20 protein-coding genes and 1 tRNA gene are annotated in these 26523 nt (G+C 39.9%); 9 read left to right on the top strand and 12 right to left on the bottom strand.

Annotated elements, in window-relative coordinates; translation table 11 throughout:
• Positions 1-4: 4 nt before the first annotated feature.
• Both LH29_RS14995 and LH29_RS14990 read right to left on the bottom strand, forming a co-directional pair.
• Positions 5-2509 carry a T9SS type A sorting domain-containing protein gene (locus LH29_RS14995; RefSeq protein WP_082063743.1) on the bottom strand — a complete coding sequence of 835 codons (2505 nt, stop codon included), beginning with the start codon at positions 2507-2509 and terminating at the stop codon, positions 5-7.
• A 270-nt stretch (positions 2510-2779) separates the two neighbouring features.
• A complete protein-coding gene (locus LH29_RS14990) occupies positions 2780-5227 on the bottom strand; it encodes a T9SS type A sorting domain-containing protein (protein WP_045031287.1) in 2448 nt (815 codons plus the stop codon).
• Positions 5228-6273: 1046 nt separating this feature from the next.
• On the opposite strand from LH29_RS14990, the gene LH29_RS14985 reads away from it, so the two are divergent.
• Positions 6274-7725, top strand: a complete 1452-nt coding sequence (locus tag LH29_RS14985; protein ID WP_052670995.1) for a glycoside hydrolase family 32 protein — start codon at positions 6274-6276, stop codon at positions 7723-7725.
• 4 nt (positions 7726-7729) lie between these two features.
• The gene (locus LH29_RS14980) at positions 7730-8221 is read left to right on the top strand and encodes a thioredoxin family protein (RefSeq protein WP_045031285.1); all 492 of its coding nucleotides are present in this window, start codon (positions 7730-7732) and stop codon (positions 8219-8221) included.
• On the opposite strand, the gene LH29_RS14975 is transcribed toward LH29_RS14980, so the two are convergent.
• The 4 genes from LH29_RS14975 to LH29_RS14960 form a co-directional block, all read right to left on the bottom strand.
• Complete coding sequence (locus LH29_RS14975) at positions 8222-9808, bottom strand: aspartate:alanine exchanger family transporter (protein WP_045031283.1); 1587 nt, start codon at positions 9806-9808, stop codon at positions 8222-8224.
• 143 nt (positions 9809-9951) lie between these two features.
• Positions 9952-10659, bottom strand: coding sequence for a dipeptidase PepE (gene pepE / locus LH29_RS14970; RefSeq protein WP_045031281.1), 708 nt, complete (start codon positions 10657-10659; stop codon positions 9952-9954).
• A 177-nt stretch (positions 10660-10836) separates the two neighbouring features.
• Positions 10837-11607 (bottom strand): creatininase family protein, encoded by a 771-nt coding sequence (locus LH29_RS14965; RefSeq protein ID WP_045031279.1) that lies wholly within the window; start codon positions 11605-11607, stop codon positions 10837-10839.
• 25 nt (positions 11608-11632) lie between these two features.
• Positions 11633-12454: a porin family protein gene (locus LH29_RS14960; RefSeq protein ID WP_045031277.1), complete on the bottom strand. Its 822-nt coding sequence runs from the start codon at positions 12452-12454 to the stop codon at positions 11633-11635.
• Between the two features lie 749 nt (positions 12455-13203).
• On the opposite strand from LH29_RS14960, the gene LH29_RS14955 reads away from it, so the two are divergent.
• A complete protein-coding gene (locus tag LH29_RS14955; protein WP_045031275.1) occupies positions 13204-14916 on the top strand; it encodes a DEAD/DEAH box helicase in 1713 nt (570 codons plus the stop codon).
• Positions 14917-15144: 228 nt separating this feature from the next.
• Here LH29_RS14955 and LH29_RS14950 read toward each other — a convergent pair whose 3' ends face one another.
• Positions 15145-16059: a hypothetical protein gene (locus tag LH29_RS14950; RefSeq protein ID WP_157493718.1), complete on the bottom strand. Its 915-nt coding sequence runs from the start codon at positions 16057-16059 to the stop codon at positions 15145-15147.
• Positions 16060-16087: 28 nt separating this feature from the next.
• Positions 16088-16822, bottom strand: coding sequence for a carboxypeptidase-like regulatory domain-containing protein (locus tag LH29_RS14945; RefSeq protein ID WP_157493717.1), 735 nt, complete (start codon positions 16820-16822; stop codon positions 16088-16090).
• Between the two features lie 386 nt (positions 16823-17208).
• On the opposite strand from LH29_RS14945, the gene LH29_RS23910 reads away from it, so the two are divergent.
• Positions 17209-18267, top strand: a complete 1059-nt coding sequence (locus LH29_RS23910; protein WP_052670994.1) for a sensor histidine kinase — start codon at positions 17209-17211, stop codon at positions 18265-18267.
• A complete protein-coding gene (locus LH29_RS14935) occupies positions 18264-19016 on the top strand; it encodes a LytR/AlgR family response regulator transcription factor (protein ID WP_045031271.1) in 753 nt (250 codons plus the stop codon). The genes LH29_RS23910 and LH29_RS14935 overlap by 4 nt, the downstream gene beginning before the upstream one ends.
• Before the next feature lie 306 nt (positions 19017-19322).
• Here LH29_RS14935 and LH29_RS14930 read toward each other — a convergent pair whose 3' ends face one another.
• Positions 19323-19748 carry an OsmC family peroxiredoxin gene (locus LH29_RS14930; protein ID WP_045031270.1) on the bottom strand — a complete coding sequence of 142 codons (426 nt, stop codon included), beginning with the start codon at positions 19746-19748 and terminating at the stop codon, positions 19323-19325.
• A 26-nt stretch (positions 19749-19774) separates the two neighbouring features.
• Positions 19775-20299, bottom strand: coding sequence for a peroxiredoxin (locus LH29_RS14925; protein WP_198152470.1), 525 nt, complete (start codon positions 20297-20299; stop codon positions 19775-19777).
• Between the two features lie 309 nt (positions 20300-20608).
• Between LH29_RS14925 and LH29_RS14920 the strand changes: the two genes are divergently transcribed.
• From LH29_RS14920 to LH29_RS14905, 4 genes are all read left to right on the top strand, one after another.
• A complete protein-coding gene (locus tag LH29_RS14920; protein WP_045031917.1) occupies positions 20609-22117 on the top strand; it encodes a Gfo/Idh/MocA family oxidoreductase in 1509 nt (502 codons plus the stop codon).
• A 145-nt stretch (positions 22118-22262) separates the two neighbouring features.
• Positions 22263-22336: transfer RNA gene (locus LH29_RS14915), tRNA-Ile, on the top strand.
• Positions 22337-22470: 134 nt separating this feature from the next.
• Positions 22471-24099 (top strand): tyrosine-type recombinase/integrase, encoded by a 1629-nt coding sequence (locus tag LH29_RS14910; protein WP_045031262.1) that lies wholly within the window; start codon positions 22471-22473, stop codon positions 24097-24099.
• A 202-nt stretch (positions 24100-24301) separates the two neighbouring features.
• Positions 24302-24574, top strand: coding sequence for a hypothetical protein (locus tag LH29_RS14905; RefSeq protein WP_045031260.1), 273 nt, complete (start codon positions 24302-24304; stop codon positions 24572-24574).
• A 31-nt stretch (positions 24575-24605) separates the two neighbouring features.
• On the opposite strand, the gene LH29_RS23905 is transcribed toward LH29_RS14905, so the two are convergent.
• Together LH29_RS23905 and LH29_RS14895 are read right to left on the bottom strand one after the other, a co-directional pair.
• Positions 24606-25709 (bottom strand): AbiH family protein, encoded by a 1104-nt coding sequence (locus LH29_RS23905; RefSeq protein ID WP_052670993.1) that lies wholly within the window; start codon positions 25707-25709, stop codon positions 24606-24608.
• The gene (locus LH29_RS14895) at positions 25702-26340 is read right to left on the bottom strand and encodes a hypothetical protein (RefSeq protein WP_045031258.1); all 639 of its coding nucleotides are present in this window, start codon (positions 26338-26340) and stop codon (positions 25702-25704) included. The genes LH29_RS23905 and LH29_RS14895 overlap by 8 nt, the downstream gene beginning before the upstream one ends.
• Positions 26341-26523: the final 183 nt, after the last annotated feature.

Here is a 26523-nt window from a genome sequence, read left to right as displayed (position 1 = left end):
AAATTTAGTTTTTAATTAACTTTTTAGTCAGCACTGTTTGCCCGTTTTGGCTCACTTTTACGAGGAACATTCCATTTCCGTATCGCGAGAGATTAATTTCATGCGAATAGGTGCCAATTACTCCCTGCTCTTGTGTAACATATATTTTTTGCCCCACAGCGTTATAAACATCGATTTGAATTTGCGACTCCTGTTGAACAGCTGAAATTTTTACCGTAACATTATCGGTAAACGGGTTTGGATAAACGAGAATCTCTCCCGGCGATAACAAAGTAATATTGGCCGACACGGGTCGTTGAATCTCCAAATTATCGATTGCCCATCCCCAGCCTGCTGCGAAAGGGTCGGAATACAACCGGAAACGAATAAGAATAGTATCACCGGCCGCACAATAATCGTTATCGGTTAGCGTAATCGAACGGGTTACAAACCATTCAGCCTTTCCCAAGGTTTCTGAATCCTGTTCGCCAGTTGGGATTCCACTATTATAGTTGGTTAGCCATGTATTTTGGGATGAAGAATCATAACCGTCGGCCAGCGGATACCACGTACGACCTAAATCTTTGCTTCCTTCAACAATAACATAGTCGAAAAAATCGCTATCACCATAAGTCGATAGCTGCGCTCCGGGTTCTATAAGAACAACTTCATCAAAAGTCATGATCCCTCCTTCTTTTAACACCACAGGCCTTTTCAGAAAAGTAGAAAATTCCAGGTCTTCGTTATCTTTATTTGGAGCCGGATATGGATGTACACTATGCAACGCCCCATCGTTAAAAAACTCGGCCGTATAAATATCAAAGTCAGAAATTACAAAATCAGGGGTCTCCTGATTAAAGTTATTACTGTAATAGCTAACCGGCTCAAATATTTCTTCAACTTTAAATGAGAAAGATATCTTTTGTATTTCGGGTAATCTTGCACTATTCGGGCTGCTTGCTCCGTCAACAGCATATATTGCATAGGTAATTTCATCTCCGTCTTTCAGAGTGTTCAGATCGAATGGGAAATTGCCAATATACCGATCATCAAAATCTCGTTTTAATGCAAAGGGTTCCTGTGCTTCTCCATTGATAGAATATTGAACGTACGCAGTATCAACACCAAGATTGTCGCTGATATTCGCGGATAGTTGCTGCTCTTCATTTATTAAGAGGAAATAATCAATTTCATCATGAGCAATAACTGGTTTTTCGGTATCGGGACCAACATGAATAGTATAGAATTCAGTTGGCGCCAATGCAGGATCGGTTCTCATACGATTCATGGTATCCTGAACTTCAATATAATAAGAAATTTTATCGGTACCGGCTTCGGGAGTATAAGTTACAGAGTACGTTCCGTCGCCTTCCATATCAATTAATTCAAGAGTGTCGGAATGGCTTACAAATTCGTCTAATGAATAAATGAGTTTCGGCGTGGCGGCTTTTACACCGTAATCACTTTCAAACCACCCGCTGAAAACCAGTGGTTTTATCTCCTCAATATCTTTTACCTGATCGAAACGAATAAAGATATTTCGCCAGCCAATATCGTCCATTATTCCACGAGTAAGTGGCCCCGGATCATGAATGGCTTCTGCCATGCCAATCGCATGAGTCATCAATGAATTGTCATTTCCATTCGGATAAGTGTTATCATTAAGGTGATATACACTTGAACCATCATCGAAAAATTCGGGAGCATAAAGCCTGGGCTTATTTCCCCTGTTACGCTCCATTGCAATCGGACTATTTGCATACAGATTTCTTGATTGTAGCGCACTCAAAAGTTCGGCACTTTTATTCTCAAAAAATGATGTATCTACAAGTTGTTCGCCATCTGCAGCACCTTGCTCTACCAGCAAATCAAAAGAAGTGGCATCACCAAATTCGTAATAACCATAGGCCCCTTGCGACTCCGCATCATCGACGAAAAAGAAGCCGGTGAAACCAAGCCCGTGACCAATTTCGTGCATTACAACAGTAACCAGATCGTAGAGAGTATCCGGGCAATTCATATCAGTACCGTAGTACCAATCAACGTTGCTGTTAAAATTGGCGATCATATCGTAACGGCTCTCTCCGTTCATCTCTCTTTTGGCTATTTTTTCGGCTATGGCAACCGGGTAATACCGACCTTTAAAAGGAGCATCTTTAAAGTCCTTGTAATAGGTCTCAGGACCGCAACTACCCAGAACATTCGTTCCCAAATTGTTCTCCCAGTTGGCTTGCATCCGTATGGGCATATCCGATTCAATAATCGTTTCCCAAATGCTAACAGCATAGGCGAACGCCACCTGTGCTTCGGGTGTAAAACCATTATAGTCGACAATTATTTCTGCTTTTGCTGCTCCGGCTGATTTCAGAAGAAATTCCACAGGCGGCCCAATCCGAGCCCTTTCAACTTCGCCGGAACCGTAACAAACCGGAGGTGGAACTTTTATGCTTTGATTGTAACTCTTCATTTGTGCACCTGAGGATAGCGCTACAAGAATCAACAAACTTAACAATGTATAATACTTGCTCATTTTACTCTTTTAATAACATTTTTAGGGCAGTAAATTTTCACATTTAAAAGAACATGGACAACAAAAAGTTCATATAAGTTGGATAAGAAGCAAAAAAAATGCCGGAATTTTCATTCCGGCATTACCTAATTTAAGGTCGTAATACCAATCATCTAATATTCTAACCTTTGCGCTTTTTTCTCAGTTAGTAATTTGTACAACACCACTAAAGATGTTACTAAGCCTGCGAATGCTGCTATAAAAGCAATCATTAATAAAGTTTCCATAGTTCTAATTTTTTATGATTTTTTGAGTAATTGTATTTAAATAATTATCTGATATACTTGCCATGTATACTCCGGGAGCCACATTAGGAAGATCGATTTTTATCTTGCCGGAATACGCTGCATTGTAAAGTGTTTCGCGATGCACTGTTTTTCCGTATAAGTCGGTAATAGTTACTTCAACATCGTCTGCCGTCTCTGAACGGAATCCATCGATATAAATGCTGCTTTTAAACGGATTTGGATAAATGCTTACCTCGTTGGCAGCCAGCTCTTCGTTAACATCGGTGGTAACTTGCTGTATTGACAAATTATCGATTGCCCATCCCCATCCGGTAGTGGCCTTATCTGATGCTAAACGAAAGCGAAAAATTACGGTGTCGCCTGCTTCAAAACCGGTGTTGTCGGTTAGGTTTATCGTTTGCTTCAGGAACATGTTTTCTGCTCCGGCTGCCTGCGACACCGCACTTTTTAACGAACCTGTAAATTGCGAACTCCAAAGATCATCAACACTCGAGTCGTAACCATCGGTAATTGGTAACCAGCTTTTTCCATTGTTTTTACTGGCCTCAACAATTACAAAATCCCAAAACTGATCTTCAGTATAAACTGTTCCTTCTACGCCCGGTTCTACTAATACTACCTCATCAAAACTCATTAGACCATTTTCTTCAAGAACAATCGGATATTTTAACTGGGCGAGCAGGTTATATTTTTGGTTATCAGCCTGCGATTCAGGATATGGATTTATGGTGTGCAGGTTTCCGCTTGAGAAACCGGCCGGTAAGGTTACTTCAAAATCAGAAATTTCGAAATCGGTATTTGGCGAATCAAAATTATTAAAGTAACCGGCTAAAGCTTCTTTAGTTTCAAATACTGAAACGTTATAATAACCACTGGCTGGCATACGGCGCTGGTTCTCGCGCGAGGTATTGTCGATAGCTATAATACGGTACTCAACCACATCGTCGCTAAATAATTGTGTTGGAAATTCAAGTTTACCGGCGTAATTATCTGCCCCGGCTTTTGACAAGATGAAAGGCTCCTGATCTTGTCCGTTAATACGGTATTGAACCTCAACTCGGTTTACTCCAACATTATCGCTTGCAACGGCTGCAAAGTTCATTACCGGACTATCGGCGTTTACCAGTTTCTCAGGGTTATGTTGCAAAACCGGAGGATAATAATCTTCCCCTATGCGGAAACTAAGCTTTTGCTCCGGTGCACGTTCCGGGTAACTGTACGCTACATTGCCTGTAGTTTTTGCTTCGTAGTAATAATATATTTTACCTTGTGCATTATTAAGCGGCAAGTCACCTTCAAACTGATTTGTATTACTATTGTAAGTAAGACTTACCGTTTGCGATGTTGCGAAGTTATCGGTTGAGAAATTGATTTTTACAGATGATTGATCAACATCCATTTCGCCTCCAACCTCAACAAAAACCGGAAGTTTTTCACATGGCTCTTCAAAATCTTTAATCTCGTAACCGTCAAAACTAACCGACTTCCATCCCATTTGGGCCAGAATATCCATTGTTTTATCACCCGGATAATGAATGGCTTCTCCCCTGTAAATAAAAGGAGTCATCAGCGCGTTGGCATCTCCCTGGCTAAATTCATTTTCGGGGTAATGGTAAATACTGGTTCCAATGTTCCAGCTTTGCGGAGCATATACTTTTACAGATTCAGTATTACTCTGATTTTTCAATACAAGATTATTCGAAAGTAATTGCTCTGCAAGTGTAGCCGACGGACGAGAAAAAAGATTCGCATCGGCAATTTGCTGGTTTAGCTGATTATAAACATAAACATCGTAAATACTTGGAGCATCCGCGCTGTTATCAATAATTCCCTGGTTGTTTTCTACATCGAAAAAACCAACAAATCCCAAACCATGTACCAACTCATGCAACACAACGGTTACAAAATCGTACTCGTTTGACGGGCAATCGCCATTGATACCAAAATACCAGTTAATTGAACTGTTAAACGCACACTCGATATCAGCTTCCGTTCCGTTCAATTCCTTTTCGGCAAGTTTTTCAGCCAGTGCCACCGGGTAATACACATTACTCAGTCGTGCACCTTTAAAGTTGCGGTACATACTACTTGGAGCACTACTTGCCAATACGTTGGTTCCGACCCCTTTCCACGTTGCACGCACTTTAATCGGTATGGGCGACGAAATAAGGTTTTCGTAAATAGATACAGCATATAAAAATGCAGGTTTTGCATTTTCAGGAAAGTTCACAAACTCCACCTGGAAATCGGAATTTAATACCGATCCGGATTTTAAGTTTGTTTCATGGGGTGCGATAAATGATTTTTTACTGTCTTCAGAAGCAATATTGATCGGGGCATTGATCTTTGTGATCCTTTCCTGATCGGATTGCTCGGCCCTGGCACAAAAAGCGCCAACTAATACCAGGGCGGTAATAATTAAATGTCTCATTACAATTTTAAATTAGGGTTTGTAAAAATTGTCATGCCTAAATCTCAATTTGCGCAAAGGTTTTCGGCATGTTTTAGGAAACTTACGTTGCGGTGTACCTGTTTCAATCGGGTTTGTTTGTTATTGAAACAGTGGGTTTGTAATCCCGCGTTGCTTATTCCCTAAGACTTTTTTCAGTAAACAAAGAACTTAATCTTCTTGGAAAACGACTTCTATATTGTCCTGTCAAATATTCACTACAAAGAACCTGACTTTTAATAGAGTACCCTAATTATTGTTGCTGATTGATTGACCACAGATTGACCAAAATCTTACCGGTGAAAAGCTGATGATTTTATTAAATCCTTAGATCGGGATCCGAAATCGGGATGTTTTGCTGAGAAGATGGGTTTACTTTTCTTAGACCGTTTGTCTATGGTTTGCCCACAAAGTTCTCATACTTTTGTACTCAGCAATTTACGATCGAAATCTTTTCCCGCTCCTTATTGTTCTGCCTGAATTTTTGGTTCCTGATATGATTTACCGGGTTTGTAATGTAAATCATTGGGTTTGTTGAAACCTCAATTCTACACCAATAAGTTTCGCTTAACTGCGATCAGTAAATAAATTTTTTTCTGTTTATTACAGCGTCCTCAATAATTAAATGGTTTTGTTTCATTACAACTCAAATTAGGTTCTAACTTCTTAATTATAAATAATGAAACATTCGTTTGAATCCGGAAAAATCTTTTACAAAACTTTCGTAAGAGCGAAAAAAATATTGAGTAAGCAAAAATCCGTTTTACAAATATTATAATACTGCAAAGCGGTGGGTTTGTAATTCACTTCCACAAAATATCCACCCTGTAACAAAGGTTTCTTAACGCAAAAAATTCAACTTTTGATTTTAATTTGATGATTGATGTTGTGATGAAAATCAAAAGCGCCAGTCAAAGAACGGTTCTATATTTATGGGTTTGTGGATGTAAATGTAGGAATTAATTTAATTAAACCAAATTTTTTTTCATAAGTTTAGCTCGATAACAAAATTTAAGATCCGATTTTTTATGAACTTTTTATCAACAGCCTTACTCTCTATTGCTCTGCTTATTAGTCTTCCGGCGCAAAAAAAGGAGCAAAAACTTTACGACGAACTTTACCGGCCACAATTCCATTTTACGCCGGAAAAAAACTGGCATAACGATCCAAACGGGCTGGTTTTTTACGAAAATGAATACCACATGTTTTACCAATATAACCCAAAAGGAAACGAATGGGGATACATGCATTGGGGGCACACGGTAAGCACAGATTTGTTGAACTGGCAAGCACTTCCGATTGCGCTTTACCCCGATGAAGGTTCGACTGACAAAGAAAAATGCACTGCCTATTCGGGCTCGGCAATTGTTGATGAAAACAACCTGCTAGGTAAACAAAGCGGGAACAACAAAACACTGGTAGCTTTTTACACCAGCCAGCATTGCGGCCAGCGTATTGCTTACAGTACCGACAAAGGAAGAACTTGGGAAAAATATGAGGGAAATCCGATAATAGCGTTTGATGAAAATGACGATGCCCGCGACCCGAAGGTTTTCTGGCACGAAGAAAGCGGAAAATGGATAATGGCACTTTACCGCAAGACGAGTGAAGAAGAAGGCTCTAAAGGCGTTTCGTTCTATACCTCAACCAACCTGGTTGACTGGGAGTGGCAAAGTCACATTCCAGGTTTTTACGAGTGCCCCGACCTTGTAAAATTCCAGGTAACCAACCGCCCCGATGAAACCAAATGGGTACTTTTTGATGGCGACGGCAGCTATATTATTGGTAGTTTCGATGGGCAATCGTTTACCCCTGAAACAGCTAAAATGAAGAGCGATTGGGGAAAAAATTATTACGCCACACAAACCTGGAGCAATATTCCGGAGTCGGATGGCCGCGTAATACAAATTGCCTGGATGCGAGGTGGAGAGTTTCCCGATATGCCCTTTAACGGACAGATGTCGTTTCCGTGCGAACTGTCGGTTACAAAATTCGATTATGGTTATCAACTGGTACGAAAACCGGTTGCAGAGATCGAAAAATTGCATGGCAAACATTATTCGTTGGAAGACAAAAACGTTTTTCCCGGACTTAACGACAACAAACTAAAAAAGGTATCGGGCGATTGCCTGCACATTATTGGCGAATTCGACCTGAAAACAAGCGACAATTTTGGATTTATGCTTCGTAATAGTAACAAGTTGGCCGGAACAGAAATCCTTTATAATGTAAAACGTGAAACGCTATCCGTACTTGGTTGTACCGTGCCACTTCCGCCTGTTGGCAATAAAATTAAACTCGAAATATTACTCGACCGCTCCTCCATTGAAATCTTTGCCAACGATGGCAAAAAAGTGATCAGTAACTGTTTTACGCCTGACGAAAATGCAACCGACGTTGTACTTTTCACCAATGGTGGCGAACTGGGAATTGATAAAATTGATGTTTACGAAATGAATTCAATCTGGGAAAAAGAATAAAACGATGAAACACATTAAAACAATAGTTCTTAGCCTTGTAATGATTTTGCCACTGCTAATATGTGCACAGGAACAGAAGATTTACGACACTACTGCTGATGCCAAAAAGGACATTGCCGAGGCTGTTGATGCCGCTCAAAAAGCTAACAAACATGTATTCCTTCAAATTGGCGGAAACTGGTGCCCCTGGTGTATCAAATTCCACAATTTTGTGCACGACGATGAAGAACTAAGTTCTTTCATGGAAGACAATTTTGAGGTGGTAAAAGTAAATTACGATCAGAACAACCGCCAGGAACAACTGTTCGCAGAACTCGAATTTCCGCAACGATTCGGCTTCCCCGTTTTTGTTATTCTGGATGAAACTGGCAAACGTATCCACACGCAAAACTCGGCCTATTTAGAAAAGGATAAAAGTTACGACAAAGACAAAATCTTACGTTTTCTAAAAAACTGGTCGCCAGCTGCTTTAGATCCGGCGTCGTACGAAAAATAACTAGAAAAACATCGTAATCAGCTGAACACAAATAATCAGCAACACCATTGCTACCGGGTAAACGGTGGCATAGGCTATGGAGTGCGCGTTGGTGTCGGTCATCGAATCGGCAGCTGCTAAACCCGGCGTACTTGTCATACTTCCGCTGATAGCTCCCAGCAGTGTTAGAATGTTCATTTTAAAGAAATACTTCCCGAGAATTCCTGCCACAATCATTGGCAGAATGGTAATGGCACCTCCGTACAGGAACAGTTCAATTCCGTATTGATTGAATGTTTCCACGATTTTTTGCCCGGCGCCTGTTCCAACTGCTGCAAGAAAAAGCAACAAACCAAACTGACGAACCAACTGGTTGGCTGCGCCTGTCATGGTCCATAAAATCGGGCCGGTTTTACCTATACGACTCAATACCAAAGCTACAACAAGCACACCTCCGGTAAGTCCCAAACTAAAGGCAAAGGTTCCCATGGCAATACTGATTTTCCCAACCAATACTCCCAGAATAATACCGAGAGCTACCGGCAAAATATCAGTGTCGGACAAACGTTTTTGGTCGTTACCAAATATTCTTGAAACCATATCCATATTGGCACGGCTACTGGCAATTACAAGTTTATCTCCAAACTGCAGTTTCGAACTGGGACTTGGCACAATATTAATACCTGCACGGCGAATTCGGGTAATCGTTGCACCGTAGGTATGCAACAGATTGATCTGCCCTACGGTTTTATTCACCACCTCTTTATTGGTTACCAGCACCGACCGCACATCGTATTTCGCGTCGATTGAAATTTCCTGGTCAGTTTGAGGTCCGATCAGTAACTCCACATTTTTTAGCGCTTCTTCGGTTCCCACAGCTTTTATTAAATCACCTTTCAGTAATAAAGTTTGTGGAGTTGGAGTAACAGCAACACCATCGTGCACCACCCGCGAAACAACGGCCTTGGTCATAAACCGGATACGTAACTCTCCGATGGTTTTGCCAACAACATTTTCGTTTTCAACAACAAAGTTGCGTTTTACTACCTCCGGAAATTCATCTTTTAAAACCGCAAGATGTTCTTCTTCGGCTTTAGCAATGGAAGTACCCAATATTTTAGGAAGGAAGCGAATGAAGAGGATTACACCAATAACACCAAACGGATAGCCCACACCATAACCGATAGATGCCAGTGGCGAACCGGTATAATCGATAGCCGCAGCTAAACCCGGCGTACTGGTTAAAGAACCGGTTAAGAGACCAACCGCGATATTCGGGTCAATTTTAAAAACGGTGATAATAAAAACGGTAATTACCGATGCCAGCACGATTAGCAAAGATGCAAATCCAGCCAGTTGCCGCCCCTCTTTTTTAAACGACTCGAAGAAACCGGGACCAGCCTGAATTCCAATAGTAAAAATAAACAGCACCAGACCAAGGTACTGGAAATCTTTTGGGATAACTATGCCGTAGTGACCAAAAACAAGGGCTACAAAAATTACTGCCGACACATCAAGCGACAGTCCGAAAACCTTTATACGGCCAACGATAAAGCCCAGTGCAATAATTACAAAGAGGGCAAAATAACTATTTCCCAGTAGTTCCATTTGTGCTAAGTTTGGCACAAAGGTAAGTAATAGTTTCTGGGACTAACAAGCATCGAACCCGAGATACAGCCCGATTTAATGTTAACTACAGGAATAAAAAAACCGGATTATAATTATCCGGTTACTTTATAATGTGTTCCAATTTATGGCAGTAAAAAGCTAAAATCGTCGCCGGCCTTTAACTCGTATGGTTCCTGCCCTTTTCTAAAGATGCGGCAACTTCTCTCACCAATCAGTTCAATTTTTCCGTCTTCTACTTTAAACATGGTTCCTTCGCGCAAGCCTGCCACGTAGCAATTCGGATTAATTTCAAGAAATTCGGTAATCCGCTGTTCACGGGTTTCGCCTCCGTGTCCTTCAGGATTGGCATCAAGGTAGTGCGGATTGATCTGAAACGGCACCATATTAATACAGTCAAACCCCAACGGATCGATAATCGGCATATCGTTGGTGGTACGCAATGTTGGGCAGGCCACGTTTGATCCTGCACTCCAGCCAATGTACGGAGCCCCATTGTATACGCGTTCGCGAATCGGATTCATTAACTTCTGATCGTGCATCATACGCACCAGTTGCCAGGTGTTTCCGCCACCAACAACAATGGCTTCGGCTTCTTCAATTGCTTTCACCGGATTTTTAAAGGTATGAATACCTTTAATGTGATGCCCCACTTCGGCAAAACGTTCTTCCACTTTTTCGCAGTAGGTATCAAACGAAAAAGTAACGGCTGCATACGGAATAAAAACCGCAGTTACCGACTTTTCACCCAGGAATTTTTTTATCTCATTTTTCGGGTAATCCAGGTAAGGTTCGCCCGGCATTGTTGAGTTGCTTAGCAGTAATAATTTCATTCGTCTACAATTGTTTATTTTAATGGAGACTCATGTAACTCGCATAGTCATGCCTCTGAGTACTAAAGAAGCTTTTGATGATGCTCGTTTCATTTCTCTTGACCAATTAATTTGTAGCCGAAAGAACTGAAATCTTATGTATTTTTCCAATGATAATTATTGGTTTTTCAGGAATTTTTATTCGTACATATTCCCCAAATCACAAGCCGCCAATTCCACAAAATAATCAGCTATTTGTGTAGTTACATCATCCACGAACTTTTTACCTTTTTCGGCGGTCGCTTTTTTCGGATTCCCAACACCGGTGTCGGCTGAAACCTTATCCCATTGTCGCGGCGCCCAGGCTGTTTTATTTTTCAGCCCCTGAAGTTTGAAAGCTTTTGCATCTCCGTCACCTGCCTCGTCAAGCGGCAGAACCAACCCGGGGAAAAAATGCATGATAATGCTTGTCTCCATTTCGTTGGCATGGTCGCCGGCTTCCTCAAAATAATCCTCCTGATCGATCATTCGAAACCACTCCACCAGCGAAATAAACACATCGGGAAACTGCGGTTGTAACTCACGTACCAGCGGCTTAAAATCATTTCCGCCATGACCGTTCATCAACACCAGCTTTTTTATGCCTTGCCCACTTAGCGCAGTTAATAGATCTTTTAAAATTAGCAGTTGCGTAGATGGTTTGGTATGCAAACAAAACGGCATTTCAATCTGCCCCATGTTTTGTGCACCCAGCGGAATTACCGGAAGCACCATTACTTTTGCACCTTTTTCCCAAGCCTTACCCGCTGCCTGCTCCGCAATTTTGGCGGTCTCCAGCGAATCGGTTCCGTAGGGCAAATGGTAATTATGCGGTTCGGTGGCTCCCCAGGGCAAAATAGCCACATCGTATTTTTGATTTTTTACTTGTTTCCAGTTGGTTTGTTCCAACACGAAAGGTTTAGCGTTCATTCTGTTAGGTTTAGTTTGTTGTCGTTTATAATTGGAATAAAGTGATTCCAAAAGTAAATGGCGTAAGTTCCGGCCCTTTGTCGGGTTTAAACAGCGGCACCAAATCGTAGCTGGCAAATACATTAAACCAGCGGTAGCCCGTGCGCACCATTACCGAGTATCGGAAACGGTGCATCGAAAAATCATCCACCACCTTTAATTTCTCTTTCTTTTCTTCTTTATACTTTATTTTAGTGTGACTACTCAGCCGCACACTTCCCACCATACCGGCTGAAAAAAACAGGCGGTTATCGTAATGATTGATGGGAATCTGAAACTCAAGAAGCAAGGGTAGTGTTATCATCTCAACTGCCAGCTTCGATTTTTGGTTATCGTTAAAATACAGGTACTCGGGCGATATCACCCCATCGTAACCTTTTACAATCGTCGTATTATCATCCAAGCGGTAACTTTGCAATTGCAGCCCCAACCCGGTAACCAGGCCAATGGTATTCCTGTTTTTCTGCAAGCCGATACTTTGTTGCAGGAAGTTGAAATACGCCGAATTCGACCTGAAAATATCGTTATCCATAAACTCCGACTGGTAACCGGTGTAATCTTCGTTAAGCAGCATATTAAAACCAAAATCAATGCCAATCCAGTGACCCGAGAAGTCGTCTTGCCACAATTTCAATCCGTTGTGGGTTACTTCTGAAAGATCGATTTTACGTAAAAAACGCTGTGGGTTTTGAATGGGAACAATGCTGTCGTTTTCCTGTGCTTTTATTTCCAATCCGGAAAAACAGAACAGCAGCAATAGGAGTATCTGAGTTTGAAGTATTCTTTTCATGGGCTTTCTGTGCTTCATATCTAACACGTGTTTTACATATGAACACTAACAAAAGTACACGTTTGGAAAGAATTTAAAGCCATTTCGGTGTTAAAAATGGTAATTGTCATACAATGCACCTATTGTTTTATCGCATACAAAGAGATCAACCTAAAAAAGAAGTGAATTTGAGGGGCATGCAAAAAAACAAACTTTTCGCCTTATCAGGCAGATTCTACTCTTTGGTTTAGCCCAAAGAGTAGACAGAAAACCCAAGGCTGCGCCCACTTCCTTCGGAAAAGCTACGTGATGCCGGCTAAAATTCCTGAAACTCGTCGTACCTCCTCAGACAACAGTAATTTTTACGCCATCACCACTTGTTTTCCGGCTCACCGGCCGAGGCCAAGCTTTGATGTAGCTGTCGTTACATCAGTGGAACGGCCTCTTTTGGTCTTTGCCCGAAGTTGAAATAAAATCTTAGTGAGAGCGGGAAGCTCCGAAGAATTGAGGAGATCACCCGTCCGAACTTTGGTTTTATGAAAATGTAGGGTGAAGATCAAAAGCAGCCTTGATCTTTGTGCATACTATTTGGATTAAGCCAAATAGTTTGACCGCCGGCAGGCAGAAAAGCCGATTAACTCTGCATTACCTGAAATTGCTATCCCCCAGATTTTCTGTGTGATCTATACAAAGCGAACACCCAAAGTTAAATTTAAGAAACAACAAGCTATAAACCTCTGAAATACAAATAAAAAGAATACCTTTGCGGCCACTTTAAAAAATTGATTATGAGTTTATTCGAAACAATGGGGTTAAAAGCCGAAATCCTGGGGGCGATCCAGGAACTTGGTTTTGAGAATCCCACGCCAATCCAGGAACAAACAATTCCGTTTCTACTGGAAAACGACCAGGATATGGTTGCCTTGGCACAAACAGGAACGGGAAAAACAGCGGCATTTGGCTTACCCATTGTTCAGCAGTTCGATTGTTCGGTAAAAGCCCCACAGGCTTTAATACTTAGTCCGACACGCGAGCTTGCTTTACAAATAGCAAAAGACCTTGAGAATTTCTCGAAGAATATTAAAGGAGCAAAGATTGCCACTTTGTATGGCGGCTCCGATATCAGGAAACAGATTAAAGAGCTTGAGAGTGGTGCCCAAATCGTTGTGGGAACACCGGGCCGTACACTCGACCTGATAAAAAGGAGTAAATTAAAAGTAAACGAAATCCAGTGGTTGGTGCTCGACGAGGCCGATGAAATGCTTTCGATGGGATTCAAGGACGACCTTGATGCCATTTTGAAAGATACTCCGGCAGAAAAACAAACACTGTTGTTTTCGGCTACAATGCCAAAAGAGATCGTACGAATTGCCAATACATACATGGCCGATCCGCACGAAGTTACAGTGGGCAAAAGAAACACTGCCGCTGAAAACGTAGAGCATAACTACTACCTGGTACACGCCAAAGACCGTTACATTGCATTAAAACGTGTTGCCGATATTAACCCCAACATTTATGGGATTATTTTCTGCCGTACACGTGCCGAAACTAAAGATGTGGCCGACAAACTGATGCAGGACGGATACAATGCCGACGCATTGCACGGCGATTTGTCGCAGGCACAGCGCGACCACGTTATGTCGCGTTTCCGTAGCAAACACCTGCAAATGTTGGTGGCTACCGATGTGGCTGCACGCGGACTGGATGTGAACGAACTAACCCACGTTATTAACTATAACCTGCCCGACGACCCTGAAGTGTATATTCACCGAAGCGGAAGGACAGGACGTGCCGGTAAAAAAGGAATTTCCATTACACTGATTCACATGCGCGAGAAAGGAAAACTTCGCGATGTGGAGAAGAAAATGGGCAAACAATTCACTAAAATTCCGGTTCCGCTGGGAAAAGAAATTTGCGAAAAGCAGCTTTTCAACCTCATCGACAGGGTGGAAAAAGTGGAAGTGAACAACGAGCAGATTGCAGAGTTTATGCCGGTGATTTACAAAAAACTGGCATGGCTGGAGCGCGAAGAGCTGATCAAACACTTTGTATCGGTAGAGTTTAACCGCTTTTTACAATACTACGAAAACGCGAAGGATATTAACGTTGACGAGGCGCGCGAAAAAGAATCGATGCGTGGCGATCGCCGCAGAGGTGGACGCGACGGACGTGAGCGTGGTGACCGCGGAAGCCGCGAGCGCGGCGGAGACCGTGAACGCGGAGATCGTGGCAGAGCACGAAGAGGCAACGGTGGCAACATGTCGCGTTTCTTCTTTAGCCTGGGTAAAAAGAGCGGCGTTAACAAACGTGCAATCATCGATCTGATTAACCAGAATACCCCTGGAAAAAGTATCGATATTGGCAGCATTGAAGTGCTGAAAGGTTTCTCATTCTTCGAGATCGACTCGAACTACGAGAAAGAAATTACAAAGGCTTTCAAAAATGCCCGTTTTAGAGGCCAGAAAGTGAATATTGAGGTAGCGAATAAAAAGAAATAGCTTTTAGTTGCAAGACGCAAGTTTCAAGCGACAAGCTTCAGAAATAGAAAATCCGGTCTTTTTTGAGACCGGATTTTTTTATGCTTTAATTTATAACACAATCATCGCCCTTACGGACGATGCTTTAACGTGCCGGGGCGTTGCCCCTGGTCTGTTTCACTACATAAATAGAGGGCCAAAGACCTGATACATGATAGAGTAGTCCGCAAAGTCTGCCATCTGTAGAATTTACTGTATCGTAATCTCCTTCTGCATTCTCAGGCTGCCCAACCAAATCTGGCCATTATCTTGATTAATATCTTCTTTGTTAACCTGAAAACCTAGCCCGGGAAATTCAAAAGTAGCTTTGTATTGCCCCGGTGGTACAGCTTCATAATTGCTATAGCTAATTGTAATTACTTTGCTCTGATTACCATTAATAACTGATAACCAATCTAAATCCCAGCTATTCCATGGATCGGCCGAAACTGTCTCAATTTTATGTTCATACAGATCATAAGTACTGAAATTCCGGATGTATAACCCATTTGTAAAATAGTGAAACAGGCCAATCCCGGTTTTTTCAGGATCGATATAATAGTAATTGAAATCGTCGTTATTTTTTAGCAGTAGCTTAACTGTTACGTTAGTTGAAGATACATACTCAACGGATGTAATTTCACAACTCAACCCGGCATGAAACTGATCAAACTCTTGCAGTGCCTCAACAATTCTTTCATCTTCGCGTGGATCAGGTAAAAAGTTACCCAAGGTATCGAGGAAGAGCATAAATCCAATTGAAACGATATTGTCGCCATAAAAAGAAGGATGGGTATTAATTATCGGACCGATAGGCATCGAAGACGAATAACCGGGCCAGGTTTCACCGCTGTAAATTTCCTCTCCATTTGCATGAACTTTAAATTCTCCAAGGTTTTCAAAATCCTCAGCAAACGACTTACTATCTTTTAAATAAATCAGATGAGCGGAATAATCGTAGTATTCAAAATCATTATGCGTTAAAATAACTTCGCCATTTGATGTAATAGAAAATCCATCAGTAAGATTTTCGTTAATATCATTTTCGTCTTTGCTGCAACCTGCAGCAAAGAATAACACCAACAGAAAAAATAAGGATGTGCAATTTATGGCTATTGTTTTCATTTGGTAGTGGTTTAATTCGTTCTATAACTTAATTTGGTATTACCCATTCGAAAACTTCTGATGGCTCTCCAAGCGCCTCGTCGCGTATTGTTCCCCAATCAAAATACTTTGCACATGGATACAAACGAACATATAATGTTTCTGTATTCTCCGGAATTAAATACCCATATGCATAGTTTGTAATCCATATCTCGCGGGTATCTCCTACAACCTCATCGAGCAAGATACCTGCATAATGAAAAAATGAATAATTGTCCTTCGAAACGTCATTTGTTGTATTAAAATACGCAATTGCATGATAATAAGATGGAGGTTGGTCTTTCATATTATATATTCTTCCGTATGCAAACATTCTAGACCATTCACCGTCCTCGGGCTTGGTTATACTGTCGAGTTCTATTCTGTACTGAGGTACTTCATTCATCTTGTATGAAAATGTATTTACTCTGTCGTTGATATGATATGTGAGCTTTGGATAAGTATCAAACGTTACGAAGCCATTTTTTTCGAGTTCTACAGCAAAAATACCATATGGGAAATCGGGGAACACGCAATCTCCGTTTGAATCGGTTACACCGTTAAATTGCTCTTCCCCCCTTGTTAAGGTAATCGCAACACCGGAATGATCATCACTGGCATTTTCATTTTCATCAATCAGTTGCACATTAATAACTAATTCGGGCCATTCATTTTCTTTGTCGCAAGCAAAAAGAAACACCAAACAAATAAATGGAATAAGTTTTATGAGTTTATGCAAGTTCATAACGGCTAGATTTAATATGTTTTTGATTTTTAGATGATTAAAAGTAGAAAAAGGTTGCATTAATGGTGGGATGTGGGCTTATGTTTAGCAACAGAACAAGTCACTTGTCATCAGTCATTGGAACCACCAAAGAATAACTATTGGCTAATGTCTAGTGACTAGTGACTTTCTCTTTCCCATTCGTACCCCAAATTCACCCACTCAGCAATTCTTTTTTTCGGAAGAACAATGTTTGCTGCATCTTTGAACCAACGAAAACGAAACCATGAAAACAATTTTTCTTTTGATCTGATTATTGAGATTACAGGTGGCCGGTCGTAATTGACCGGCTGCCTTACAAAGTGTTTTTCAGAAACAGTTTTTTATTATCTTCATAAACCGAAACCATGGCAAACTTTCAACTACATAAACAAACAAAAAAACAAGTGCTCAAGCACGTGGCTATCCTGGCAGGTGCAGTTGCCATCAGCATCGTTTTTAGCCTGGTGCTATTTCAACGTATCGCGTTGCAAGGCTTGTGGAACATGGTACTGCTAACTTTTATCCAGCTGGAGCTGTTCCTGTACCTGGGCAATCGTTTTTTCAAGTCGGTCGATCCAGATACACCGGGTGCGATAAGGAAAACCATCATCCGTTTGGTGCTCTTTTACTTTACGGTGTTGCTTATTGCCTCAGCATTGTTCCTGACACTTTTCGCATGGCACTTCTGGCGTGGCGGAGCGCCATTTTCGGAGTTTATCCCCAGCCTTATGCATGCCGAGTTGCGATCGTTTTTAACCGCTGCCGGAATTGGTTTTGCCGTGGGTGCCCTCTTCTTTTTCTACACGCAATGGGCCGACACCGTTAAACGCATGCAGAAACTAAAGGAAGAGAAGCTTATTTTTCAATACGAGACACTGAAAACGCAGGTGAATCCGCATTTTCTGTTCAACAGTTTAAACACGCTGTCGTCGCTGGTAAGTTCCGATCCCGCGTTGTCGGATAAATTTATTCATAAACTTTCGGCCGTGTACCGATACGTGCTCGAGAATCAGGAGAAAGACCTCGTTCCGCTGGCTGCCGAAATGGAATTTGTAAAAGACTTTTTTTACCTACAGAAAATTCGCGACGGCGAGAAAATAGAGCTCAAAATCGATTTTGAAGAAACAGGAACCGCGAAGATCATCCCGGTGTCGTTACAAATGCTGGTTGAGAACGCCATAAAACACAACGTTGCCACACGCAAAGAGCCATTGCTCATCACCATTCATTTTGAAGGAATGGACAAACTGGTGGTGCGTAACGACCTACGCCAACGTATGCAACTGGCCACCTCATCGAAAATTGGCTTAAAAAACCTGAACGAACGTTGCAAACTCATCCTTAACCGCGAAGTGGAAATACAGGAGACTGCTGATGAATTTATTGTGAAAGTGCCATTAAAACTGAATAACCAGAGCAAATGAAGGTAGTAATTGTAGAAGACGAGCACTTTGCTGCTGAAAAGCTGATGCAGCAGTTACACACCATCGCCCCGGAAGCGGAGGTACTTGCGGTGTTGGAATCGGTGGAAGAAGCGGTGAACTGGTTTGCTGAGAATCCTGCTCCCGATCTGGTTTTTATGGACATTCAGCTCGACGACGGACTTTCGTTCGAAGTTTTTGATGAGCTGGAAATAAAAGCTCCAATAATTTTTACCACTGCTTTTGACGAATACGCCATTCGCGCCTTTAAAGTAAACAGCGTTGATTACCTGCTAAAACCCATCGAGCTGGAAGCTTTGCGCTCGGCTATGGAGAAATACACGGAGTTATATGGTCAGCACCAACTGTTGGAAGACAAGGTGGCTAAAGTGATCGAGCAGTTGTCGAGAACTTACAAGTCGCGGTTCTTTATTAAAATCGGTAACCGTTTTCAGTCCATCCAGGTGAGTAAGATCTGCTGCTTTTTTGTGCAGGAGCGCAGCACATTTATAAAAACCATGGAAGGCAAAACCTACGATCTCGACTTTTCGCTCGATCAGCTGCAAAAAATGGTCGACCCCGATCAGTTCTTCCGCATTAGCCGTAATTACCTGGTAAACATTAACTGTATTAACGAAATTGTGGGCTACTCCTCTACCCGATTAAAGCTAAAACTGGCTGCCGAGCTGGACGAAGATGTTATCGTTAGCCGCGATAAGGTTTCGGGTTTTAAGCGCTGGATGGATCAGTAGATATCGACGAAGAAAAATGGCTGTGTGTGTGTGCAATTTGCAGACTCTTTACCCTCTCTCCTGTCTCTCCCTTCTAAAATGGAGAGACGATCAGCCTCCATTTCAAACAACAATTGGCTCATTAATTGATCTGAACGCTCAAAAATCGACCGACCAATCGTCCTTCCTTGCTTGCGGGGAAGGATAAGAGGATGGGTAAGAGGATGGGTAAGAGGATGGGTAATGAAATGCTGTCTGCTCGATAATTTCCATAAAAAAAGGAGTCATTTCTGACTCCTTCTATATATGCAATTATAACTTTCTCTTTTAAACCAATTTTGCGTCTAATTCAATTTCGGCAGTACCGCCGGCATACAAACGCGAAATCGGGCATTTTGCTTTAGCCGCAGCTGCAAGTTCGTCAAATTTCTCTTGCGACAAACCTTCGCATTTTGTTACGTTGGTTAATTTAATGTTGGTTATGGCTGGTCCGCCATCTACCTGACCAAGCGTAACGGCTGCTTCTGTTTCAACGCTTTCAGGTGTTAATCCTTCGCCGCTGATAAGAGCTGCTAAAAACATTGAGTAACAACCTGAGTGTGCTGCACCTACCAGTTCTTCGGGGTTGGTTCCTTTTCCATCTTCAAAACGCGATGCAAAAGTAAACGGCCCGCTATAACCGGTGATGTTCATATTTCCTTTTCCCTCTTTAAGAGTTCCGTTCCAAACTGAGTTTACTTTTCTTACTGACATAATTTCTAGCTTTTAAGTTTTACTTTCTATAGTGTATTGTCTCCTGGTTGCCAGTTACAACCGGTTAAACCAGGATTTTGAGTAGCTTCCAAAGCTCTTAATACCTCGGCAACGTTACGGCCTGTAGCATCGTTGTTACAGTTTACCCACTGAATTATTCCTTCAGGATCAACAATAAACGTAGCACGGTAAGCAACGCTTCCAGGTTGTAAGATACCCAATTTTTTGGACAATGACTTAGAAGTATCTTCAATTAACGGATAGGTAAGATTGGCCAAACGCGGGTCGTTCGATTTCCATGCCAGGTGAACCTCGGCAGTATCGGTTGATACACCATATAACTCAGCATTTAACTCTTCAAATTTTGCGTGGTTGTTGTTAAACTCCACAATTTCGGTTGGGCATACAAAAGTAAAGTCTTTCGGGTAGAAGTAGATTACCATCCACTTGCCTGCTTTTTTATGATCCTCTGATGTTACTTCTCCGAATTGGTTATCTGCTAATACTGCAGTTTTTTTAAACTTTGGAAATTTATCTCCTACTGATTTCATGATTTTTTCGTTTTTTATTTTTTAAAGATTACATGCAAATGTAAATTGAAATACAGCTCGTGTCAAATTGATTTTTTTTAAGCGAAATAGACAAAAGCTATACAAGAAGCAGTAAACCGCTGATGTTGAAGATTATTCGTTTCCGCGAACTAAAAATACCGCTCGTCCGGGTGTCGGTTTATTTTCGTTTTTACACTTGTTTCTCAACATTCTTTATTGAAAAGCACTTAACTATCACTATATTTAACCGTTTTTTTGGAATATATTTCAAGAATATTTAATACCTATCCGATTAAATTTAATATTGTTATGGAGGAAAAATCAAAAATGACATCTGTATCAAGAAGAGCATTTCTTGGTACAACAGCAGCTGCAGCTGCAGGATTTACAATTGTTCCGCGCCACGCAGTAGCAGGCCTTGGTCATAAAGCACCAAGCGACAAGCTAAATATTGCCGGTGTTGGTGTTGGAGGTATGGGTTTTGCTAACTTGAAAAACCTGGAGTCGGAAAACATCGTTGGTTTATGTGATGTTGACTGGAAGTACTCAGCACCTGTATTTAAAAGATACTCAGGCGCCAAAAAGTACAAAGACTGGAGAGAAATGTATGACGAGTTGGGTGACAGCATTGACGGTGTAGTAGTTGCAACTGCCGACCACACACACGCAATTGTTGCAGCTCATGCCATTACAATGGGTAAACACGTTTATGTGCAAAAGCCATTAACTCACTCGGTTTACGAATCTCGCCTGCTTACAAAACTGGCCGACAAGTACAAAGTAGCCACATCGATGGGTAACCAGGGATCGTCGGGCGAAGGTGTAAACCTTACCTCGGAATGGTTAGCTAACGGCGAAATTGGTGAAGTAACAAAAGTTGAAGCTTTTACCGACCGTCCTATCTGGCCTCAGGGTTTAAACACTCCTGAAAGAGGTGACTGGGTTCCGGATACTTTGGATTGGGATCTGTTTACAGGACCTGCAAAAATGCGTCCGTTCAACCAGGTTTATCACCCATGGAACTGGCGTGGCTGGTGGGATTACGGTACTGGTGCTCTTGGCGATATGGCTTGCCATATTCTTCACCCGGTATTCGTTGGTCTTGATTTAGGTTATCCTATTCATACTCAAGGAAACTCAACATTGTTATTACAAGACTGTGCTCCTTCTGCTCAATCGGTAAAACTGACTTACCCAGAGCGTAAGGCAAGTGCCGACAAACCATGGAAAGGTTTGAAGAAAAACACGCTTCCTCAGGTTGATGTACATTGGTACGATGGTGGAATTAAGCCAATGCTTCCTGAAGGATGGCCAGATGGTAAAAATCCGAACGACCAGGGTGGTGGTGTAATTTTCCACGGAACAAAAGACAAACTGATTTGCGGATGTTATGGTGTAAACCCATGGCTATTGTCGGGTCGCAAACCTGATGCTCCTAAATTCCGTCGCCGTGTAGAAACCAGTCACGAAATGGATTGGGTACGTGCATGTAAAGAAAGTCCTGAGAACCGTGTTCCAACTGCATCTGACTTTAAAGAAGCAGGTCCATTCAACGAAATGGTTGTTATGGGTGTTCTTGGCGTTCGTTTACAGTCGCTGAACAAAGAACTGGATTGGGATGGCGAAAACATGCAGTTCACCAACCTTACCGACAGTGAAGAAATCAAAGTTGTTATCAAAGATGGTTTCGAAATTCATGATGGTCACCCATCGTTTAAGAAAACATGGACTGATCCTGTTCCTGCAAAAGACTTTGCAGCTGAATTGATCAAGCATACTTACCGTAAGCCTTGGAGCTTACCTGATATGCCTGCATAATTTCAGTTTTAGAAGATATGCGAAAGGTGTCTGCGAAAGCGGGCACCTTTTTGTTTATCTAATTTTTAAGAAATGCTTGCTTATATTCGTGCAAATTCGTAAACTTGCACCCCGAAAATCGTATGTAACAATACATTTTCACTCCGGGCCTATAGCTCAGTTGGTTAGAGCACCTGACTCATAATCAGGTGGTCCCTGGTTCAAGCCCAGGTGGGCCCACGAACATCAAATCTCAACAGATTGTTTATCAATTAGTTGGGATTTTTTTATTCCCAAAAATCACTCTGGGGTTCCATTTAGGGTTCCATTCTTCAATATTTTTCAATACATTTAACTGACTTAAATACAGAAAGATGGGACTAATATGTAAGTTGGATTACAAGAAAAGTAAAAGTAGTTACTCAAAAAACGATTCAGTTTCGGTGGTGGTGGTTTACTACTACGATAAAAGGAAACTGAAAATTCCAACGGGTATTTCATGTATGATTAAGGATTGGGATGATGATTGGAAAACTCGTCAAACTAAAAACCCAATTAAGAATACGGATGAATTATCAAAAGAGAAAAACATTCAAATAAAACAAAAACTCTCAGAGGTAAACAACTTAGTATTCCAACTTGAAAAAGAGGACAAAGTTCCATCTATTGATTTGGTAAAATCTCACTTACGAGAGATGAACGTTACGAAAGTAAGAGAATCATTGAAAGAAGTTCATTTCCTTACCTTATTTGAATTGTACGAGAAGTGGATAAATTCGGATTTATTCCCCAACAGAAAATCCTACGTAAAAACGATAAATCCATCAATTAAGGATATCAAAACATACACATTGGATTATCAGTTGAAAAACAAGGTATATCTTCTCCCAAGTGATTTGACAGAGGAATGGGTTATGGGATTAATCAAATGGAGTTACAAGAAAGGACTACAACCCATAACCATTAAAAAAAGGGTTAAAACATTGGTAAACTTCTCTAATTGGTGTAAAGACAATCATGGAACTGATTTTAGGATAAAAAAACCATCTTCATTCACACCTGATGGAGAAAGAGAGGTAATATTCCTGAAACGAGAAGAAGTTCTTAAAATCTTCTATTTCAACGACATTGAGATTGGTAATCCTAAACATGTTGAACTCTTAACTAAACATAAATGTCTGTTCTACATTGAGGAAAAATTCACCAATAACAGAGAGAAAGAAATTTCAAGAACATTCACCACCTATGAAGTATATAGGGACATGTTAATCTTCCTTTGTAACGTTGGATGTAGATTCGGTGATATGGTTAAGATGAAAGTCGGTGATTTTGTATTTGATGATACCGGAATCAAAGGTAATAGAACCGGATATTTTCGTTTCTACATGGAAAAAAGTAGAAAAAGAACCGAAGTTAAGGTTAAGATTAACCAAATGACGGATAGGATTTTTAGGAAGTATTCACACGACAAGAATAGTCATCATTATCTGTTCCCAAGAACAAATTTCGGTAATCCATTCAGTAATCAGAAATTCAACAAACACACCAAACATTTGGGAGAGATTTTGGAACTGAACCGACCTGTTAAGTTACCTGAGTTTGATTTGACTGGTAAAATAGTTGAACGTACTAATGATATCGTCCCACTTCATAACGTTATGGTATCTCATATCGGAAGAAGAACATTTATTCGTGAACACATTGAGAAAGGAACTCCTATCAGAACCATCATGAAAATGACAGGACATAGTTCTCAGAAAGTATTTGATGGGTATTACAATGTTTTGGATAAGGATATCATGAAAGTGAATGATGATTTATTCTCGGACAACTTAAAGAAGAAATACAACAACAAAGAGAATAAACCAAAGAAAACTAAAGAGGTAAATATCACATCCCCCGAAACGGAGGAACAACTTAAAACACTCCAACAATTAAATGAGAAAGGTGTTTTACCTGATGAAATTTATACTGAAAAGGTAAGACAGTTGATGGGTTTATAACCAATCTATAAATCCCCTCACTAAAAAGTCACTCCCGATATAAAACCCACCTATTTAGGGATTTGAGGAAAAAGTTCTTTCACAGTTACAAGAAACCTACAAAACCACTACTTACCAATACATTAACCCACCACAATACCCTTTTTTTACTCCCACTTTTTTTATGAGTATCTTTGTGTTATGTTAAAATAAATTTGAAAAAATGACAGAAAATCAGAAAAAGGGTAGATACTTAGTTACACATAAGTGGTTAGATAAGAATAGTAAAATTTGGAAATTTGAGTTTGGATATAAAACTACTATAACTTCTTATGTAGATGGTAAACCATTAATTAATTCCGAAACAATAATACATGTTTCTGAAATGGGTAAACTATTGATAGATAGTGGATATATTTATCTAGGTCAGATATTTGAATCTAATATAGTTGAGGTAAACTATAAAAACGATGAATTTATTCTAAAACAGATATAATTCAAATCGTTCATCAGTTTTATTTTAAAAACTATTGTTTGTTCAAATATTCTGACAATTGTAACATCTTGTTATTTTCATTAAAAACAACACGTTTACGAACAAGGTTTTTGTTCTCAAAATGTCTCATAACCTCCACTGATTTTTCAAAAAAATCTGAATTCCCTTGGGAATCTTCGTAGTAAAATAGTTTTATACGGTTACATTTTTGATGTTCAAATATTTCACGTAAAAGTGTTCTATCAGATAATCCACAAGAGTGACCGAGTACATAAACTTCAAATGAACTACCTGAATTCAAAAAACTATTTAACTCTTGATATTTAGTAGTTTTAAAATAATTGATTGATTTTATATTTCGAAATAATTCATGATTTTCATTTGAATCCCATGTTTTAAATTTTTCATCGTGTTCATCACCAAACCCCATTACTACTGGATTTTTAACATCATCAATTTCACCATGAATATAGTTTATTTTTCTATTTACATAATCATCATGATACTGAATATGAGTTCTTAATATATCAGAATAATTGAAGTTTAGATACATTAAACGGAAATCATGTTTTAAATTAAAATCTTGATGAAATATTTTTTGGTAATCATGAACAAAATTTTCAAATTCCTGAGTACCAACATTATCTTTAAACTCCACCAATTGATGTTTTAGATATTCAATAAAACCATTTTTAATAAACTCAAACTGTTCATTAAATCGTTTTATGTTATTCCTATCTGAATTAACATTCTTGGTATAATTAAACAACGTTTTAAAGTATAATGATTCTATATCAACCCAATTATCTCCCCCATCAACTTTTCTTATATACTGATTTAAAAGAATTGATTTAATTTCGATCAACCTTTCTTTCTGAGAAATTCGAATAAATTCAGAGAACGTTGAAACCTCTATTAAATGTTCTAAAATCGATTGATCGTTTGTTATATATTTAAAAGTGATCAGAGAATCACTATGAACCGTTCCAGATGTTAATTTGTGAGGATTTGATTCATGTTTCTCCACAAAAACCTTGAGAAATTGTTTTTTATAGTAGTTAAGGTAATCAACGAGTCTTGATTGGATACCGTGTGATAAATCAAATCCATTCCCAATAATTATTAATCTATTCATTCATCCACGATTTATATTTTCTACTATCTTTTATACTTGTATTTCCATCTTTTGAAATATCATCACTTCCAGTATCTACGAAAAACGTCAGATTACTTGATACTCTATCTAGATCATCTAGATAAATTTCTTTCTCTTTTGAAGAAAAGATTTCATTATCATTTTTGAAAAATCTAATTAAGAATCCAAACGATTTATCAATGTAATCAAATGGATAAGGTAATATGTAATATGGTTTCATTAATTCATATCCACACTCATCAATTACTTTTTTAAAATCCTGTCCAATCTTATAAGTGAAATCAAAGTGAGAGAAATCTTCCAAATCTAGTTCTTCTGGGAATTCTATATCATCTTCTGTTAGATTGTTTAAGGTATACCTTACAGTTTCTTCCTTATTATCACCATGAGTAACACTCATATGGTATGATTTCAGAGAATTTATCCAACACAATTTCAGATTAACCTCTTGTTTACCTTTCCAATCAGTATCATCTAATGAACTTAACTTCTTTTCCAACATTCTTTTTGTATGATAATATGGTGATTCTTTCATCATCCTCTTAACGAAGATTCTGAATCCTATAATTAACAACACCACAACTATTACAATCACAAAAATTAAATTCATAGAATTAGTATTTAGAATAACGGTTTATCATTAGTTATTTTTGGTTCATAAATTTAACAATAAAACCGGAATACTCTATTTTGAATCTCCAAATATTTTGGGAACATTATTTGAAATCTACAGAAGTTGTTTCGATATTATTCATAAATAAAAACGATACATTAATAGACAGAATAACAAACG

The sequence above is a fragment of the Draconibacterium sediminis genome, assembly GCF_000949475.1.
In the GTDB taxonomy this organism is placed as follows: Bacteria; Bacteroidota; Bacteroidia; order Bacteroidales; family Prolixibacteraceae; genus Draconibacterium; species Draconibacterium sediminis.
This window is presented reverse-complemented; position numbering and strand designations above follow the sequence as displayed.

What these genes read in the sequence shown, in the direction of transcription:
- LH29_RS14995 (WP_082063743.1), bottom strand. Translation starts at nt 2,509, where the DNA reads ATGAGCAAGTATTATACATTGTTAAGTTTGTTGATTCTTGTAGCGCTA.
- LH29_RS14990 (WP_045031287.1), bottom strand. Translation starts at nt 5,227, where the DNA reads ATGAGACATTTAATTATTACCGCCCTGGTATTAGTTGGCGCTTTTTGT.
- LH29_RS14985 (WP_052670995.1), top strand. Translation starts at nt 6,274, where the DNA reads ATGAACTTTTTATCAACAGCCTTACTCTCTATTGCTCTGCTTATTAGT.
- LH29_RS14980 (WP_045031285.1), top strand. Translation starts at nt 7,730, where the DNA reads ATGAAACACATTAAAACAATAGTTCTTAGCCTTGTAATGATTTTGCCA.
- LH29_RS14975 (WP_045031283.1), bottom strand. Translation starts at nt 9,808, where the DNA reads ATGGAACTACTGGGAAATAGTTATTTTGCCCTCTTTGTAATTATTGCA.
- pepE (WP_045031281.1), bottom strand. Translation starts at nt 10,659, where the DNA reads ATGAAATTATTACTGCTAAGCAACTCAACAATGCCGGGCGAACCTTAC.
- LH29_RS14965 (WP_045031279.1), bottom strand. Translation starts at nt 11,607, where the DNA reads ATGAACGCTAAACCTTTCGTGTTGGAACAAACCAACTGGAAACAAGTA.
- LH29_RS14960 (WP_045031277.1), bottom strand. Translation starts at nt 12,454, where the DNA reads ATGAAGCACAGAAAGCCCATGAAAAGAATACTTCAAACTCAGATACTC.
- LH29_RS14955 (WP_045031275.1), top strand. Translation starts at nt 13,204, where the DNA reads ATGAGTTTATTCGAAACAATGGGGTTAAAAGCCGAAATCCTGGGGGCG.
- LH29_RS14950 (WP_157493718.1), bottom strand. Translation starts at nt 16,059, where the DNA reads ATGAAAACAATAGCCATAAATTGCACATCCTTATTTTTTCTGTTGGTG.
- LH29_RS14945 (WP_157493717.1), bottom strand. Translation starts at nt 16,822, where the DNA reads ATGAACTTGCATAAACTCATAAAACTTATTCCATTTATTTGTTTGGTG.
- LH29_RS23910 (WP_052670994.1), top strand. Translation starts at nt 17,209, where the DNA reads ATGGCAAACTTTCAACTACATAAACAAACAAAAAAACAAGTGCTCAAG.
- LH29_RS14935 (WP_045031271.1), top strand. Translation starts at nt 18,264, where the DNA reads ATGAAGGTAGTAATTGTAGAAGACGAGCACTTTGCTGCTGAAAAGCTG.
- LH29_RS14930 (WP_045031270.1), bottom strand. Translation starts at nt 19,748, where the DNA reads ATGTCAGTAAGAAAAGTAAACTCAGTTTGGAACGGAACTCTTAAAGAG.
- LH29_RS14925 (WP_198152470.1), bottom strand. Translation starts at nt 20,299, where the DNA reads ATGAAATCAGTAGGAGATAAATTTCCAAAGTTTAAAAAAACTGCAGTA.
- LH29_RS14920 (WP_045031917.1), top strand. Translation starts at nt 20,609, where the DNA reads ATGGAGGAAAAATCAAAAATGACATCTGTATCAAGAAGAGCATTTCTT.
- LH29_RS14910 (WP_045031262.1), top strand. Translation starts at nt 22,471, where the DNA reads ATGGGACTAATATGTAAGTTGGATTACAAGAAAAGTAAAAGTAGTTAC.
- LH29_RS14905 (WP_045031260.1), top strand. Translation starts at nt 24,302, where the DNA reads ATGACAGAAAATCAGAAAAAGGGTAGATACTTAGTTACACATAAGTGG.
- LH29_RS23905 (WP_052670993.1), bottom strand. Translation starts at nt 25,709, where the DNA reads ATGAATAGATTAATAATTATTGGGAATGGATTTGATTTATCACACGGT.
- LH29_RS14895 (WP_045031258.1), bottom strand. Translation starts at nt 26,340, where the DNA reads ATGAATTTAATTTTTGTGATTGTAATAGTTGTGGTGTTGTTAATTATA.